Origin of the sequence: Endozoicomonas sp. NE40 (assembly GCF_040549045.1) — a bacterium.
GTDB classification, from domain to species: domain Bacteria; phylum Pseudomonadota; class Gammaproteobacteria; order Pseudomonadales; family Endozoicomonadaceae; genus Endozoicomonas_A; species Endozoicomonas_A lisbonensis.
Genome location: NZ_JBEWTB010000002.1, coordinates 3,788,684 through 3,803,668, shown reverse-complemented (window position 1 = coordinate 3,803,668; position 14,985 = coordinate 3,788,684). Strand labels below are relative to the sequence as shown.

The following is a 14,985-nucleotide window of genomic DNA, read 5'->3' as shown; positions in this document are numbered from 1 at the left end:
AACTTACTCTTCCACAACGCCCTGGCTACGCAGGTAGTCGTCGTAAGTACCGTGGAAATCGATCACGCCTTTATCGGTAATCTCGATGATACGGGTCGCCAGCGATGAAACAAACTGACGGTCGTGACTGACAAACATCAGTGTTCCCGGATAGTTTTCCAGCGCCAGGTTAAGGGCTTCAATGGACTCCATATCCATATGGTTGGTCGGTTCGTCCATCAGCAGAATATTCGGACGCTGCTGAATCAGCTTACCAAACAGCATACGACCCTGCTCGCCACCGGAAATTACTTTTACAGACTTCTTGATATCCGCCTGAGAGAACAACATCCGACCCAGAGTACCGCGAATGGTCTGTTCGTCTTCACCTTCGTTCTGCCACTGGCTCATCCAGTCAAACAGGGTCATATCTTCTTCAAAATCAGCACTGTGATTCTGTGCGTAATAACCGATATTGGCATTTTCTGACCACTGAGCTGTACCGGATTTTGGTGCCATTTCACCCGCCAGTGTGTGCAGCAGCGTGGTTTTACCAATACCGTTCTGACCGATGATGGCAATGCGTTCACCCACTTCGACCATCAGGTTCACGTCTTTAAACAGCAGGTCGTCATAACCCTGAGACAGCTTTTCAACCACCAGCGCGTTACGGAACAGTTTCTTTTCCTGATCGAAGCGAATAAACGGGCTCTGTCGGCTGGACGGTTTCATCTCTTCCAGTTTGATCTTGTCGATCAGTTTGGCACGGGATGTCGCCTGTTTGGCTTTGGAAGCGTTCGCAGAGAAGCGGCTGACAAAATTTTGCAGCTCGGCAATCTGCGCTTTCTTCTTCGCGTTATCCGCCTGAATACGCTCTTTAGCCTGGGTCGCAGCGGTCATGTATTCATCATAATTGCCCGGGAACAGGCGCAGCTCACCGTAATCCAGGTCTGCCATGTGGGTGCAGACACTGTTCAGGAAGTGACGGTCGTGGGAAATGATGATCATGGTGCAGTCGCGCTGTTTCAGCACACCTTCCAGCCAGCGAATCGCATTAATGTCCAAGTTGTTGGTCGGTTCGTCCAGAAGCATGATATCCGGTTCAGCAAACAACACCTGTGCCAGCAATACCCGCAGTTTCCAGCCGGGAGCCACGGCACTCATCGGGCCGTAATGCTGTTCCAGTGGGATATCCAGCCCCAGCAGCAGTTCTCCGGCACGGGCTTCGGCGGAATAACCGTCCATTTCGCCAAACATAACTTCCAGGTCTGCAACCCGCATACCTTCTTCTTCAGTCATGTCACTTTTGGCATAAATGCGGTCGCGCTCTTCTTTGACTTTCCAGAGTTCAGCATGACCCATGATCACGGTGTCAATAACGCTGTACTCTTCATAGGCAAACTGATCCTGGTTCAGCTTCGCCATACGTTCGTTCGGGTCGAGGTTTACTGTACCGGACGTAGCTTCCAGTTCCCCACCGAGAATCTTCATAAAGGTAGACTTGCCGCAGCCGTTGGCACCAATCAGTCCATAGCGGTTACCGTCACCGAATTTAACGGAAATGTCCTCAAACAGTGGCTTATCGCTGAACTGCATGGTGATGTTGGCGGTTGTGATCAAATTTTCGTCCTGCTTTTTTATCAGTAAAAACGTTGAGGGGGCGCAGAGTACATGGCAAAGCCTGATGCTTCAATGACCAGAAATACTCTATTCGATCAAGATATAAACAAAACAGCAGGAAACTCAAGTTCAGACGACAGAAAATTGTAAAAAGAAACAAAACAAGGCAAAAGAATCAATATCGCTTTGCCTTGAGGAATACTTGCGGAAGAATAGCTTCGTTTTATGACTTCCGTTTCAATAAACGCATAGCATTCAGTGTGACCAGAATCGTGCCACCTACGTCAGACAGGACGCCTCCCAGCAAGCCGGTAATACCAAACAGCGTTGTCAGCAGAAAGAGTACATTGATGCCCATCGCAAGGACTATGTTCTGTCGTACAATCCCGGCAGTTCTCCTGGACAGGCCGATCATACCCGCCAGCTCTGGCAAACGCTCATGGGTCAGTGCGGCATCGGCGGTTTCCAGCGCAACATCACTGCCACGCCCCATGGCAATGCCCAGCTCCGCAGACTTCAGTGCCGGTGCATCATTAATACCATCGCCCACCATGGCAACCGCACCGTTGCTATTGGCCTGCAGTTCACGAATCGCATTGACTTTGTCTTCCGGCAGCAGTTCTGCACGGTAGTTAATCCCCAGCTGTCCGGCAATGGCGGCAGCCGCCCGGCGGTTATCCCCCGTTAGCATAGTGCAGCTGATACCCATGGCCTTTAAACGCTGCACCGCTTCGATGGCATCACTGCGCAATGTATCCGCCAGGGCAATCAGACCCTGAACCTGCTGATCTGCCAGTACAACCACCACGGTATTACCCTGAGACTCCAGGGTACTAATGCGTTCAGCCAGATCGGATTGTTGTAGGAATTGTTGCAGGGATTCAGGCATGGCTTTTGGTGAAGTGATCTGTACTGAACGTCCATTCACCACCCCCTTAACACCTGCTCCCGGCATGACAACCACATCTTCAGCCTCGTGAACCGTAATGCCCAGAGTGTTTGCCCTGTTAATAACTGCCGTTGCCAGAGGATGGCTGGAACCCTGTTCAATGGCCGCTGCCAGAAAAAGCACATCCGCTTCAGAGCCGAAAAGCGGCTCTACAGCAGTCACCTCAGGCTTACCTTCAGTCAACGTTCCAGTTTTATCAAACGCCAGATGCTTCACCTGTCGTAATTGTTCCAGAGCCGCACCGCCCTTGATCAAAGCACCAAAGCGGGCAGCCGCTGCCAGCCCGGAGGTCACAGCCGCCGGAATGGATACCACCAGCGCACAGGGGCAGGCGATCAACAGCAGTGTCAGTGCTTTATACGTCCAGGCGTACCAGCTTGCTCCAAACAGTAACGGGGGAATAAACATGACCAGCGCAGAAATGCCAATCACCAGCGGGGTATACCAGGCACTGAAACGGTCAACCATCCGGGCAATGGGCGCCCTGCGTTCTTCCGCTTCTTCAATCAGCTGAACAATACGGTCAACCGCATTGGAACCGGGTTCAGACACCACTGTGACACGAACGACCTTGTCAACCACCAGGCTGCCAGCCATCACTTTTTCACCCCGTAAGCGGCTGACAGGAATGGATTCGCCGGTCAATGCACTCTCATCAAAGACGCCTATAGCCGACGAATTGTCATCCAGTATGCAGTCGACGGGCAGGCGGTCTCCGGGACGGACTTCTATCAGGTCGCCCGGTTGCAGGAACTCTGCGGGAACATCATTGATTCGCTGACCGTTTTCTATCCGGGTAGCTGTATCCGGGGCCAGTTCCATCAGACTCTTAACACCAGCGCGGGCTTTGTGGGCTGCCACACTTTCCAGCATCTGACCAATAGAAAACAACAGCAGTACCAGTGTCGCTTCGAAGGTTTCCCCAAGGATCAATGCGCCAATTGCAGCAATCGACATCAGTGTCTCAATCCCAAACCAGCTGCCATTCCTTGCCTGGGCAACCGACTTGCGTATAAAGGGAACCATCCCGACGATTGCCGGTGCATAAAAAGCCAGCTCTCCCCAGCCGGGTACCAGCAGATAAACCAGTGCAGCCAGAACCGTCAACGCACCGAGAATCAGCAGATCCAGATGTAACTTCCAGAATGACGACTCTTCAGCCGTTTCCTGGCTGCCTTCGAGACTGAAACCGAGTTCAGCTACCTTCGCCTCAATAGCCCGGGGTTTAACAGAGCTGTCCGTGTCCACCAGCAGGCGTTCAGTTGAGTAGACCACTCTGACCTGACTGACACCCTGCATTCCTGCCAGTGCCTTTTCGACCTTGGCAGCACAGCTCCCGCAATCCATACCCCTGATAAACCACTTGTACCGGAGAGCATCAGCTGCTACACCAGACAGGGATTGAGATCCTGCCTGGGAAGAGCAGTTGGTTGAGCAGCATTTATCCATGATGGCTCTCCATAAACATATAAAAATATATTTATATGCTTGTAGAAAAACATATAAATGTCAATTTATTTGAGTAGGTACTGTGCATAACCTTCATAAGCAGACCTGATGACTTTACTTTATCAGCCTGATTCATCTAATCTTTTGAAGCTTTTATCCCATCTTCCGGATTTTCATGCACACGACATCGGACTCGCTTGATCAGGCTATACAACTTCGTATTGCAGAACTGTACTGCCTGGCAGAACGACATTTCCTGAAACGCTTTAAACGACCAGCCGTACTGTTAAACCTGAGGGGGGAAACCGCCGGGCAGGCATGGCCCGAGCGCAACCTGTTAAGGCTGAACCGAGTATTACTGGAAGAAAACCAGCAGCATTTTCTAAAGCATACGCTTGGGCATGAAGTCGCGCACCTGATTGCTGAAAATGTGTATGGCAGAAAAATTCGACCTCACGGCAGGGAATGGAAATTTGTGATGGAGCAGGTGTTCAGGCTGCCTGCAAAGCGAACACACAGTTACGACACCAGGCAGTCGACCAAACGGCCGTTTTCCTATCGCTGCCAGTGTCCGGACAAGACTATTCACTTATCGGCGATTCGTCATAACCGAATATTGAGAGGAACTGTCTATCAATGCGTGAGCTGTAAAAGCCCACTCAAGCCAGTCTAAGTCGTACCATCACAGCGCAAGCTGAACCAATGCTAAAAAGAATAGCTGAGCTATATTAAGCACCTGTTAACGACAATAACTATCTCTGACAAAAAACAGATGCATGGCATTGGAGTGCTAACTTTTCAAATGGTATTCAAACAACACATACACTCGCTGGTTTTCGCTTACATTGTGGGAGTATTGTACAGCTCTCTGGTTTATGCTGATGAAACCCGCTATTACGTGGTTTTAGTCAACGGAACTCTCAGGCAGGCAGAAGTGGTTCATACAAGGACAAGCCTGAGCGATCACTCTGGCAGGGTAAGCACACACATAGAAGGCGTTGGTAGTCTGACCTATTCTTACGTGCAAGAAAACAATTCACCAACAGGCTATGTTCTAACCGTTACTGAGCCACCTTCAAACAATGACAATAGTGTGTTGGTTAATGGGATTGCCGTAAATTACTGTCTATATCGGGATGACTACCCAGACGACCTCTATTTCTGGCTGGAAGAGAGTCCGGCAGTTAGTCTTGATGGCATCACACTGCAACTTCCCGTTTTTCGTATACAGTCTGCTGAGCTCCAACCCCGGCGTAGCGTTCGCTCACACAGTTTCGGCGGTTACCATTATTCTGCCCCAAACTCCATGGATGCCTATACAGAATGGCTCATCAACAATAGATTTGACCTTATCCAGTTATCGTCAGCAAGCTTTCGAATGACCCGGATTCAAGTGCCTGAAGTGTACAGCCCATTGCCTGATCCAAAACCAGAAAAATCCGATGTAAAATCAGAATCCAGTGAAGATTCAGATTACGAGAGCCTGCTGTCTGACCTGTCCGATCTGAATTTAGATGACTTCAAGAAGGACAGGGAAGATGATGATGACCCCGGAGCACCATGTCTACACAGATACTTTCGTCAGACTACACTGGTACCAGCACTGATTTCCTGTGAAACAGCCTCTCACTCCCAACTCAATACCACCCGGGAAACACCTCTCTGGACAAACCTGAAAGAGCAAAGCACCACGACAGGAAGTTTGTACCACCACCTCATCAAGACAACACTCATCACCTTTATGATCAATGAGCTAAGACCGATGTAATACCAATCGCAATAATTAGCTATTCTATTGCGCTGACTTTCCGGGCGGTTATTCTGCGTTGGTATAAACGCATCTTCAGTCACGATAAGCCATGGACTGACTGATCAGCTCGGCAAACTGCTGCCCATACTGATCCAGCTTGTACTGCCCTACTCCGGAAATATGTGACATGGCTTCCAGGTCACAAGGTTTGTGCCTGAGCATTTCAAACAGCGTTTTATCGTTAAAAATAATGTAGGCAGGAACACCCTGTTTTTCTGCCATTTCCCGTCGCAGGGTGCGCAGCGCATCCCACAGCGGTTTGTCTTCATCGGCTACAATCACGCGGCCTTTCTCAACCGGTTTCGTGCTCTTGGTGCTGGCGTGTTCGTATCGGTCCTGTCTCAGCAAAATACGCTCATCGCCTTTCAGCAGAGGTCGACATCGTTCATTCAGCTTGAGCGAACCATGCCCTTCAATATCGACATTGATATACCCCCGCGCCACCAGCTGACGGTAGACAGAACGCCATTCTGTCTGTTTATAATCTTTGCCAATACCGTATGTACTGGTGTGCTGATGACCAAACTGGCTGACTTTCGTAGTTTCCTTACCCATTAACACATCGACAAGATGGCTGACACCAAACAACTGTCCGGTACGATAGACACAGGACAAAGCCTTGCGCGCCGCTTCTGTACCATCCCAGGTTTCTACAGGCTCAAGACAGAGATCACAGTGACCGCACTTTTCATCCATGGGTTCATCAAAGTAATTAAGCAACACCTGACGCCTGCAACTGGTGACTTCACACAGCGACAACATGGCATCCAGTTTCTGCTGTTCAACCCGCTGTATTTCAGGACTGGCGTTCGAGCCAGCCTGAATTTGCCGTAGCAAGACTACATCCTGCAAGCCATAAACCATCCAGGCGGTGGCCGGTAAGCCATCACGACCGGCTCTGCCGGTTTCCTGATAGTAGGCTTCAATGCTTTTCGGCAGATCCAGATGCGCCACAAAGCGAACATCAGGCTTATCAATGCCCATCCCAAAGGCCACTGTGGCTACAATAATCAGGCCGTCTTCCTTGAGGAATCGTTGCTGGTTGCGACTGCGTTCCTCATTGCTCATTCCGGCATGGTAAGGCAGTGCCAGACGCCCCTGTTCATTCAGCCAGCGCGCTGTGTCTTCTACCCGCTTACGGGAGAGGCAGTAAACAATGCCTGAATCGTCCGGATGCTCTTTTTGAAGAAAACGCAGCAGTTGTTGTTTGCCCTGTTTTTTCTGGCTGATACGGTAAAAGATATTGCTGCGATTGAAACTGTCGACAAAGACCCTGGCGTTATCCAGCTCCAGACGCTCTGCAATTTCCTTACGTGTGCGCAGGTCTGCTGTAGCCGTTAAGGCAATGCGGGGAATGCCTGGATAACGGTATTTTAAACGACACAGCTGCAAGTATTCCGGTCGGAAATCATGCCCCCACTGGGAAACACAGTGGGCTTCATCAATGGCAAAGAGTGCCAGTTTTACCTGATCCAGCAGGCGCTGCATACTTTCTGTCAAAAGACGTTCCGGGGCAACGTACAACAAATCAAGGTGGCCAGTCAGCAGCTCCTGCTCGATTCGCTGTTGTTCAGGATAGGGAGTTCCGGAGTTCAGACTTTCTGCGCGGATGCCCAGCTGCTTGAGCGAGCTGATCTGGTCTTCCATCAGGGCAATCAGTGGCGACACAACAACTGTTGTTCCTGCCAGTGCCAGGGCTGGCACCTGATAGCAAAGAGACTTGCCCCCTCCGGTTGGCATCAGAACCAGAGCGTCAAGTCCCTGAATAACGGTGTTGATGACCTCTTCCTGAAATCCGCGAAAGGATTCATAACCAAAAGTGTTGTGCAAAATCTCCAGTGCAGAATCAGTCATGGGTATCCGCTATATGGTAAAGCCAAGTAAGGTAAAGCCAGAAATTAAACGACGATGAAATAATAATTAGAACCGACACTGTACATTATAACAGGGAAAGAAATGATGATCAGAAGATTCTGAGGTAAACTGTGCGATTACTGTTATCACTCAAATTGAGCCCCCCTCATGCAGAACACTCGTTCTACCATTGAACACCTTTTAACTCAGTATTCTGAAGAAGAGCCACTGAATTTTCACGCCGTCCACGGCTTTATGACCGCACTGGCCATCTGCCCGGTTGATCTGAGCGAAGCAGAACGCAATGAGATTCTGTTTGATGGTCAGGTATCCCTGAACAGCAAAGACCAGAAAGCCCTGAACCAGGCACTGACCGATGTTGCCCGCAGTATCGATCGCCAGTTTAACGAAGAGGAAGGTTTTACCCTGTCCTGCGAAGAAGAACTGGACGATCCGGAAGACGAAGCCCTGTTCGACTGGTGTGGCGGCTTTATGGAAGGTCATTTCCTGAATGAAAAGCAGTGGTTTGTTGAACACGAACAGGAAGTGTGCGAACTGTTGCTGCCGGTTATGCTGGCCTCCGGTCTGTTTGACGAAGAGCCGGAGTTCCAGGAAATCCTGAATAACGAAGAACTCACCGAAGACATGACCAGCCAGATTCCGGAAGTGTTAATGGAGTTGTACCTGCTGTTCAATTCTCCCGAAGAAAGCAGCACCAAGTCGGCAGCTAAAGGGGCTGGCAAACCGAATTCCAGAGGTGGCAAAAAAGGTTCGCACCCTCGTAAGAAACGTTGAACATTATTTTTATCGCAGGCTGATGATGCCTGCGATTTGAATTTAACTTACAGGCAATAGCGAGCTGTCAATTTTTCAGGAGCGGGGAATACCATCCAGCGTATCCAGAACATCTTCGAGCTCGGCAATCATTTGTCGAATCAGCTGCTGATACTTTGAAGAGTCCTGCTTCTGGGTCTCACCCTTAAGATGGGCGCGAGCGCCATCGATGGTATAGCGCTGTTCGTAAAGCAGGCTCCGAATCTGCCGTATCAACAATACATCCTGACGACGGTAGTAGCGACGATTGCCGCGGCGAACGGGTTTCAGCTTGGAAAACTCCTGTTCCCAGTAGCGCAGAACATGAGACTTTACCTGGCACAGCTCACTGACTTCACCAATAGTAAAGTAGCGCTTGCCAGGAATAACGGGTAATTCCGTCTGCTGACCGGATTCATCCTGAACGCTGGAATCAGCTGTCCTGAACTCGGTGTCCTGCATAAGCTTCCACCCTCGCCTTAAGCTTCTGACCAGGTCTGAACGTTACGACACGACGTGGAGTAATCGGTATTTCCTGTCCGGTTTTAGGATTGCGTCCTGGCCTTGCTTTTTTGTCACGCAGATCAAAGTTGCCAAAACCTGACAGTTTTACCTGTTCATTATTTTCCAAAGCCTGACGGATCTGTTCGAAAAACTGTTCGACCATCTCCTTGGCTTCTCTCTTATTAAAACCGAGTTCTTCGTGCAGATGCTCGGCTATATCCGCTTTAGTCAGGGCTCCCATGGTTACTTCCACTCTTTGTATAGCCAGTAACACACACCCTTGCTCTTTTTTGCATACAGAGTTTATGTATACGTAAACAGGGTGCCGGGAGTCCTTCACGCCCATTCTGGTTACCAGCCGCGCAATGCTTGCGCTTGGTTCCACTCTCAGCCCCCTGATGGATATCCCGCCAGCAGGCTGACCTCCTCATCCTCCTAGAGTGCGTGAACCGTACTGCAAGGTCAAGCACAAACAGCTTATTAAAACTATGTAGAGCCGTAAATTCTACTACCCTTTTTGACTTCAATGTAAAACCAACATCAAAGTCAAAAATTAACGAGGGTATAGTCCAGAATATGAAATCTATATACAGGATGACTCTGTCTGTTTTAGCTGCACTACCATCGATAGTCATGGCTGTCTGTGATAACTGTAACACCAATACTTACTGTCAGTGCAAGGAGGCAGATGCACTTTACCAATCATTGAGCACTGTCCCGCAAAATTCGGGGCAAAGCAATACGTCACACGAACGAGTGTCCAATGTAGAAGCCGATGGCCCTGTCTGGATAACCACCAGCCGTGGCACCTTTACTATTGGGAATGAAAACTCCCCCGACCCACAGATCTTTTATGACGGACACAATCTCTACTACCAACTCAATCGTCAGGCCCCTCATCTACCCGTTCTGTCTGGTCCAGCCAGTATGCCGACAGCCCCGGCACAAGGAAGCAATAACTTCTTCTCTATTCCCACTCTTCCCAGACACCACGGCAGAGGTGGCATGTTCAGCCTCTGGACGGCAGGAAGAGATTCCAACCTGGTTTCCGAACAATCTGATCCAAGGGCAGGTTATGCTGAAAACAGACATCTGCCTGCGCCCATAGCCAACCGTAGAGTGTTCAGGGACGCGGATTATCACAGATACACTGGGGTAAATTGGGAAGCAATACATGAGCAGTTTGCAGAAGCCCAACGGAGGGTCAGGGAGTTAGACGAAAGGAATAAAGTAATGAAAGAGATTTATGAAAAAGCAGTCTCACGAGACGTGCTCGATAACACCGTAGGCTCCCATCCCCCGCCCTATTCTGCAGAAGCCGCAAGACGCCTTATGGAGGATTTTCAAAACAATATACAAATAACCCTCGGCAATATTGCCCGCGAAAGTAATCTTACTTCTCTGGTTTTTCCTGCCGAAACCACTCACTCACTGGAATGGATAAGGGGCAATTTTGAGTTTGTTTATACCGCATTATTAAAGGCACTGCTCTCCAGGCCACGGGAAAGCGCAGCTGATTTCTTCCAGCATTCTATGCAGATAAGGCAGCAGGTCTTACGATTTTCTCAAAGTAATCAAGTGGCAGCGAATATACCCCATTACAACATTAGCCAAAGCTCAGGTAATCAGGGTATACAAAGAATAAGTGACCAGTTGGTTGATTACATTAACAGTGAGCTTCGAAACGGGGTTAGAAGTTTTGCTTTTCGATATTCAGGTATACCTTCCCCCTACAATCAGGGAAGCTTGTTTTTATTTATTTTTCAGGACGTCACTATTTTGATCTCTCCGCATTTAGGTGTTTTGATGAGTAGAAACATTGATGACACGGTGAACTACATCGTTGACTACACCCTTGCACTGGCGGTGGGTCGTATCAGTGAAAAAATTCATATCAGTAGGCTATGACAGGTTTTGTTGCAGCCCGAAGCCGCTTTTGAAGCATAAGAAAAACGAAAGGAGGCAGAAAAAAACCTGCCTTCTTGCTGCATCATGCCACGTCAAATTCACCGTTTTTGACGCCCTTGATAAAAACACGCCATTCTTCCCTGCTGAAAAACAATGCAGAAAGAACAAAAACTGCATCAAGAATAAAACTCTGAAAAATTACAAAGGCATGTTTTATCAAACAAGGAACTATTTACCAGGAACTATTTACCAGATAGCCAGTCTGATGATGGTGAACAACGTTTACCTTTGGTGCAAAACCATGAGTCGTGGGCAGAACAATCTGCCCGGAAACAAAAAAAATGACAATGTTTAAAGGATGAAACAATGAACAGTCTGCCTGAAAGACCCTTTACAGAACACAGAGTTGACAGAATATCAATGCCGCCAGCGAACGCTGAAACAGAGAGACTGGTGGGAGAGTACAAGAGTCGTCAGGTGAAAACCTGCCCTTCACCGTCGTCAATCCATTTCTCTTTCTTACGAGGGCTGCCTGGTTCTGGTAAAACGTCTCATGCAGATTCGCTGAAAGACGTTAAGGTTGTCGGTGCTGGTCTCATAGCCGCTATGCGCGAAGCCAAAGGAGGTGAGGTGACAGAACAAAATAAAAGGGAATTAATCAAACAGTATTACCAAGACAACAGTGCTAATGTTACTTTCAGCGGTCAGAACAAAGATAACAGACAAATGGTCTTAGACAGTCTTCACGCCGAAGCAAAAAAGCAAATAGAAACATTAATAGAGAGCAGTAGCAGTGACCATCAGACCAACATTGTGGTGGATAATACCAATATTGCTCCCTGGGAAGCGGCTAGCTACTTTGCCATAGCCATGCAGTATGGCATTCCACTGGAAAATATTGAGATTATTGATATCAACCCTTTCAATAATCCCAAGTTTCGCAATGGCCTTCAGCAACAGATGGCAAAAGAAAGAATGCTACTGGACTGCTCTCCTGAAAGCTGGCCACAGCTTACATTTAAAAGCACAGCCCGAGGAGGCAGTAATGAAACCATAGACATGTCTCATCCGGTAGCCAGAACAATGGTCTGTAATGCTTTGAACTCAGTCCGGATTGAGGGAGACAGTATGACAGTCAGCTACCTGAGAAAAAGACTGGATAAGTTTCTCAATTACGGTCTGAGCGTGACTGACCTGATTCAATCGGCGATTAATGAGCCGGTTAAATCAGACAATCCTTTGCCAGCAAGAAGAGCAGCGGGGCAGCCTGATCGACAAGGTGATCCTTCACACAGGCCATTAACAGGAGCCGATTCACAAAACTGGCGCAGAGCAGAGCGTCCGCCCAATGCTCCGGTACACGGTCGTCCTCATAACAACCCTCGTCGTGAACCCTCTGCAGCCCGGCAGTTTACAGCGGAAAGCGAACCCCGGAGGGATTCTGACAGGACAGAGAGAGGCAGGACAGGGAGAGGCAGACAAACGACAAACCGTGGCTATCCATCCAACCGGGACAATACATCCAACCGGGACCAACAAGGTTTTTGGCCTCATACACGGCCTTCAGGGAACTCTAAAACGGATCGACAATGGCGTTAAGCTGACAGAACGGTAGCCGGCTCACTGTTTTCAGAGAACCGGCTACCTGTCAAACGACTACTGACGACTATCCGTTAGCCACGGAGTGTCGCACTGAAGTCTTTTTCCAGACGGCTGACAATGGCGTCAACCAGCTGGTTTACTTCCTCATCTTTCAGTGTCCGTTCACCGTGCTGCAACTTCATGCCCAGTGCCAGACTCTTGTGACCTTCTTCGATACCCTTACCCGCGTAAACGTCGAAGATGCGGACGTCGGTCAGCAGCTCACCGGCTTCCTGACGAACCACTTCGCACAGGTTATCAGCCGCAACATCCTGCTGAACGATCAGCGCCAGGTCACGACGAACTTCAGGGAATTTGGACAGAGGTTTGAAGCGGGTTACTTTACCTTTGGTGACGGCATCCAGACGAGCTTCAAACAGGAAGACTTCGTTATCCAGACCCAGAGACTGCTTCAGAGTCGGGTGCAAAGTGCCCACGTGACCCACTACTTTGCCTTCACGAACCAGTGCCGCACACTGCCCCGGATGCATGGCAGAGTGAGTACCTTTCTCGAAGCGGAAGTCACCAGACACACCGCCTTTTTCCAGCAGTGCCTCAACATCTCCCTTAATATCGAAGAAATCAACAGAGTCACTGCCAGCGTTCCAGCCTTCGGGGAAACGTGCGCCAGTGATAGCAGCCGCCATGAACTCTTCCTGCTTCAGTTCTTCACCATCGCGGATAAAGGTCTGCCCCATTTCAAACAGACGCACACGGCTCTGTTGGCGGTTCAGGTTGTAAGAAACCGCCTTAACCAGCCCCGGCAGCAGGGAAGTACGCATAACCGACAGGTCGCTGGCAATCGGGTTCGCCAGAGCCACCGCTTCACGCTCAGGATCAAACTGGCTGTGCAGTTTAGGATCAATAAAGCTGAAGCATACCGCTTCCTGATAGCCACGGCTCACCAGCAGACGACGCAGGTCAGCTTCCTGCACCAGAGACTCATCCACCTGCTTCATTTTCAGCAGTGCGGTCGGAATGGTTTCCGGCAGACGTTCGTAGCCGTAAATACGCCCCAGCTCTTCCACCAGATCTTCTTCGATGGAAATGTCGAAACGCCAGCTGGGTACGGCAACATGCCACTGACCTTCGCCAACAGCGGTCAGTTCCAGACCCAGACGGGTCAGCAGGGCTTCAATCAGATCATTTTCAATCCTGATGCCCAGCAGGGATTCCACCTTTTCCGCACGCAGCTCAACGGTACTCAGGGTTGGCAGATGTTCTTCGCTGACTTCTTCGGATACCGGACCCGGCTGACCGCCACAGATATCCAGAATCAGCTGAGTCGCACGCTCAATGGCTTTGCGCTGCAGCATAAAGTCAACGCCACGCTCGAAACGGTGGGAAGCATCCGTATGCAGACCATAGGAGCGTGCCTTACCCGCAATGGTAATCTGATCGAAGAACGCCGCTTCCAGCAGTACGTTGCGGGTTTCAGCGTTAACGCCGGAACCTTCGCCACCCATCACGCCAGCGATACCCAGAGCGTGTTTGTCATCAGCAATCATCAGGGTGTTGCTGTTCAGGGTCACTTCTTCACCGTTCAACAGAACCAGTGTCTCTTTGTCTTCTGCCATGCGAACATTGATCGCACCGTTCAGGGTATCCAGGTCGTAGCCGTGCATGGGCTGACCCAGTTCCAGCATCACATAAGCCGTTACGTCAACCACAGGGTCGATGGAACGGATACCGGAACGACGCAGACGTTCAACCATCCACAGTGGTGTGGGTCTGGTCACGTCAACATCACGGATCACACGGGTCAGGAAACGTGGACAGCCTGCTTTGGCAGCCACATTGACAGGGAAAGTGTCGTCGATCTGAGGCGCCACCGGCTCAACCTTCAGCTCGTCCACTTCCGCCAGAAAGTTCGCACTGACTTCACGGGCCAGGCCAGCGATACTCAGACAGTCACCACGGTTGGGAGTCAGGTCAACATCAATGATTTTGTCGTCCAGACCCAGGTACTCACGAATGTCCTGACCAACCGGGGCATCGGCAGGCAGTTCCATCAGGCCGTCGGAAGATTCCGCCATGCCCATCTCTTCTTCCGCACACAGCATGCCGAAAGATTCAACGCCACGCAGTTTGGCTTTCTTAATCTTGAAGTTGCCGGGCCCATCTTTTAAAGGTAAGAGTGCGCCCACTGTTGCAAAAGGGGCTTTCAGACCAATACGGGCGTTAGGCGCACCACACACGACCTGTACTTCTTCAGTACCGGTATTCACTTTAGTGACACGCAGTTTGTCAGCATCAGGATGCTGTTCGCAGGCAACAATTTCGCCCACCACAATACCGGAAAAGTCGCCAGCTACGGCTTCTACTTCGTCAACTTCCAGACCGGCCATGGTGATTTTGTCCACCAGCTCCTGGGTACCGGCTTCAATTGCAACCCACTGTCGCAACCACTGTTCACTGAATTTCATAGTTTTTTCTCAAATTCCGTTAACTTAAACCT

At 49.9% G+C, this 14,985-nt stretch carries 11 protein-coding genes; 5 read left to right on the top strand and 6 right to left on the bottom strand.

The window, feature by feature from the left end; all coding sequences use genetic code 11:
• Positions 1-3: 3 nt before the first annotated feature.
• Both V5J35_RS18080 and V5J35_RS18075 read right to left on the bottom strand, forming a co-directional pair.
• Positions 4-1,599 (bottom strand): ABC-F family ATPase, encoded by a 1,596-nt coding sequence (locus V5J35_RS18080; RefSeq protein WP_354008486.1) that lies wholly within the window; start codon positions 1,597-1,599, stop codon positions 4-6.
• 223 nt (positions 1,600-1,822) lie between these two features.
• A complete protein-coding gene (locus tag V5J35_RS18075) occupies positions 1,823-3,997 on the bottom strand; it encodes a heavy metal translocating P-type ATPase (protein WP_354008485.1) in 2,175 nt (724 codons plus the stop codon).
• Between the two features lie 175 nt (positions 3,998-4,172).
• On the opposite strand from V5J35_RS18075, the gene V5J35_RS18070 reads away from it, so the two are divergent.
• Positions 4,173-4,670 carry a SprT family zinc-dependent metalloprotease gene (locus V5J35_RS18070; RefSeq protein WP_354008484.1) on the top strand — a complete coding sequence of 166 codons (498 nt, stop codon included), beginning with the start codon at positions 4,173-4,175 and terminating at the stop codon, positions 4,668-4,670.
• Between the two features lie 114 nt (positions 4,671-4,784).
• Positions 4,785-5,765: a hypothetical protein gene (locus tag V5J35_RS18065; RefSeq protein ID WP_354008483.1), complete on the top strand. Its 981-nt coding sequence runs from the start codon at positions 4,785-4,787 to the stop codon at positions 5,763-5,765.
• Positions 5,766-5,840: 75 nt separating this feature from the next.
• On the opposite strand, the gene recQ is transcribed toward V5J35_RS18065, so the two are convergent.
• The gene (gene recQ / locus V5J35_RS18060; RefSeq protein ID WP_354008482.1) at positions 5,841-7,661 is read right to left on the bottom strand and encodes a DNA helicase RecQ; all 1,821 of its coding nucleotides are present in this window, start codon (positions 7,659-7,661) and stop codon (positions 5,841-5,843) included.
• 168 nt (positions 7,662-7,829) lie between these two features.
• Between recQ and V5J35_RS18055 the strand changes: the two genes are divergently transcribed.
• Positions 7,830-8,456, top strand: a complete 627-nt coding sequence (locus V5J35_RS18055; RefSeq protein WP_354008481.1) for a YecA/YgfB family protein — start codon at positions 7,830-7,832, stop codon at positions 8,454-8,456.
• Between the two features lie 75 nt (positions 8,457-8,531).
• Here V5J35_RS18055 and V5J35_RS18050 read toward each other — a convergent pair whose 3' ends face one another.
• Positions 8,532-8,936, bottom strand: a complete 405-nt coding sequence (locus tag V5J35_RS18050; protein WP_354008480.1) for a MerR family transcriptional regulator — start codon at positions 8,934-8,936, stop codon at positions 8,532-8,534.
• On the bottom strand, positions 8,908-9,219 hold the full coding sequence (ihfA, locus tag V5J35_RS18045) for an integration host factor subunit alpha (protein WP_354011319.1): 312 nt from the start codon (positions 9,217-9,219) through the stop codon (positions 8,908-8,910). The genes V5J35_RS18050 and ihfA overlap by 29 nt, the downstream gene beginning before the upstream one ends.
• A 353-nt stretch (positions 9,220-9,572) precedes the next feature.
• Between ihfA and V5J35_RS18040 the strand changes: the two genes are divergently transcribed.
• Together V5J35_RS18040 and V5J35_RS18035 are read left to right on the top strand one after the other, a co-directional pair.
• Positions 9,573-10,886: a hypothetical protein gene (locus tag V5J35_RS18040; protein WP_354008479.1), complete on the top strand. Its 1,314-nt coding sequence runs from the start codon at positions 9,573-9,575 to the stop codon at positions 10,884-10,886.
• Positions 10,887-11,252: 366 nt separating this feature from the next.
• On the top strand, positions 11,253-12,485 hold the full coding sequence (locus tag V5J35_RS18035) for a hypothetical protein (protein ID WP_354008478.1): 1,233 nt from the start codon (positions 11,253-11,255) through the stop codon (positions 12,483-12,485).
• 74 nt (positions 12,486-12,559) lie between these two features.
• Here the strand turns inward: V5J35_RS18035 and pheT are convergent, their stop codons facing one another.
• Positions 12,560-14,953 (bottom strand): phenylalanine--tRNA ligase subunit beta, encoded by a 2,394-nt coding sequence (pheT, locus tag V5J35_RS18030; RefSeq protein ID WP_354008477.1) that lies wholly within the window; start codon positions 14,951-14,953, stop codon positions 12,560-12,562.
• Between the last annotated feature and the right edge of the window lie 32 nt (positions 14,954-14,985).

What these genes read in the sequence shown, in the direction of transcription:
- V5J35_RS18035 (WP_354008478.1), top strand. Translation starts at nt 11,253, where the DNA reads ATGAACAGTCTGCCTGAAAGACCCTTTACAGAACACAGAGTTGACAGA.
- pheT (WP_354008477.1), bottom strand. Translation starts at nt 14,953, where the DNA reads ATGAAATTCAGTGAACAGTGGTTGCGACAGTGGGTTGCAATTGAAGCC.
- V5J35_RS18075 (WP_354008485.1), bottom strand. Translation starts at nt 3,997, where the DNA reads ATGGATAAATGCTGCTCAACCAACTGCTCTTCCCAGGCAGGATCTCAA.
- ihfA (WP_354011319.1), bottom strand. Translation starts at nt 9,219, where the DNA reads ATGGGAGCCCTGACTAAAGCGGATATAGCCGAGCATCTGCACGAAGAA.
- V5J35_RS18050 (WP_354008480.1), bottom strand. Translation starts at nt 8,936, where the DNA reads ATGCAGGACACCGAGTTCAGGACAGCTGATTCCAGCGTTCAGGATGAA.
- V5J35_RS18055 (WP_354008481.1), top strand. Translation starts at nt 7,830, where the DNA reads ATGCAGAACACTCGTTCTACCATTGAACACCTTTTAACTCAGTATTCT.
- V5J35_RS18040 (WP_354008479.1), top strand. Translation starts at nt 9,573, where the DNA reads ATGACTCTGTCTGTTTTAGCTGCACTACCATCGATAGTCATGGCTGTC.
- V5J35_RS18070 (WP_354008484.1), top strand. Translation starts at nt 4,173, where the DNA reads ATGCACACGACATCGGACTCGCTTGATCAGGCTATACAACTTCGTATT.
- recQ (WP_354008482.1), bottom strand. Translation starts at nt 7,661, where the DNA reads ATGACTGATTCTGCACTGGAGATTTTGCACAACACTTTTGGTTATGAA.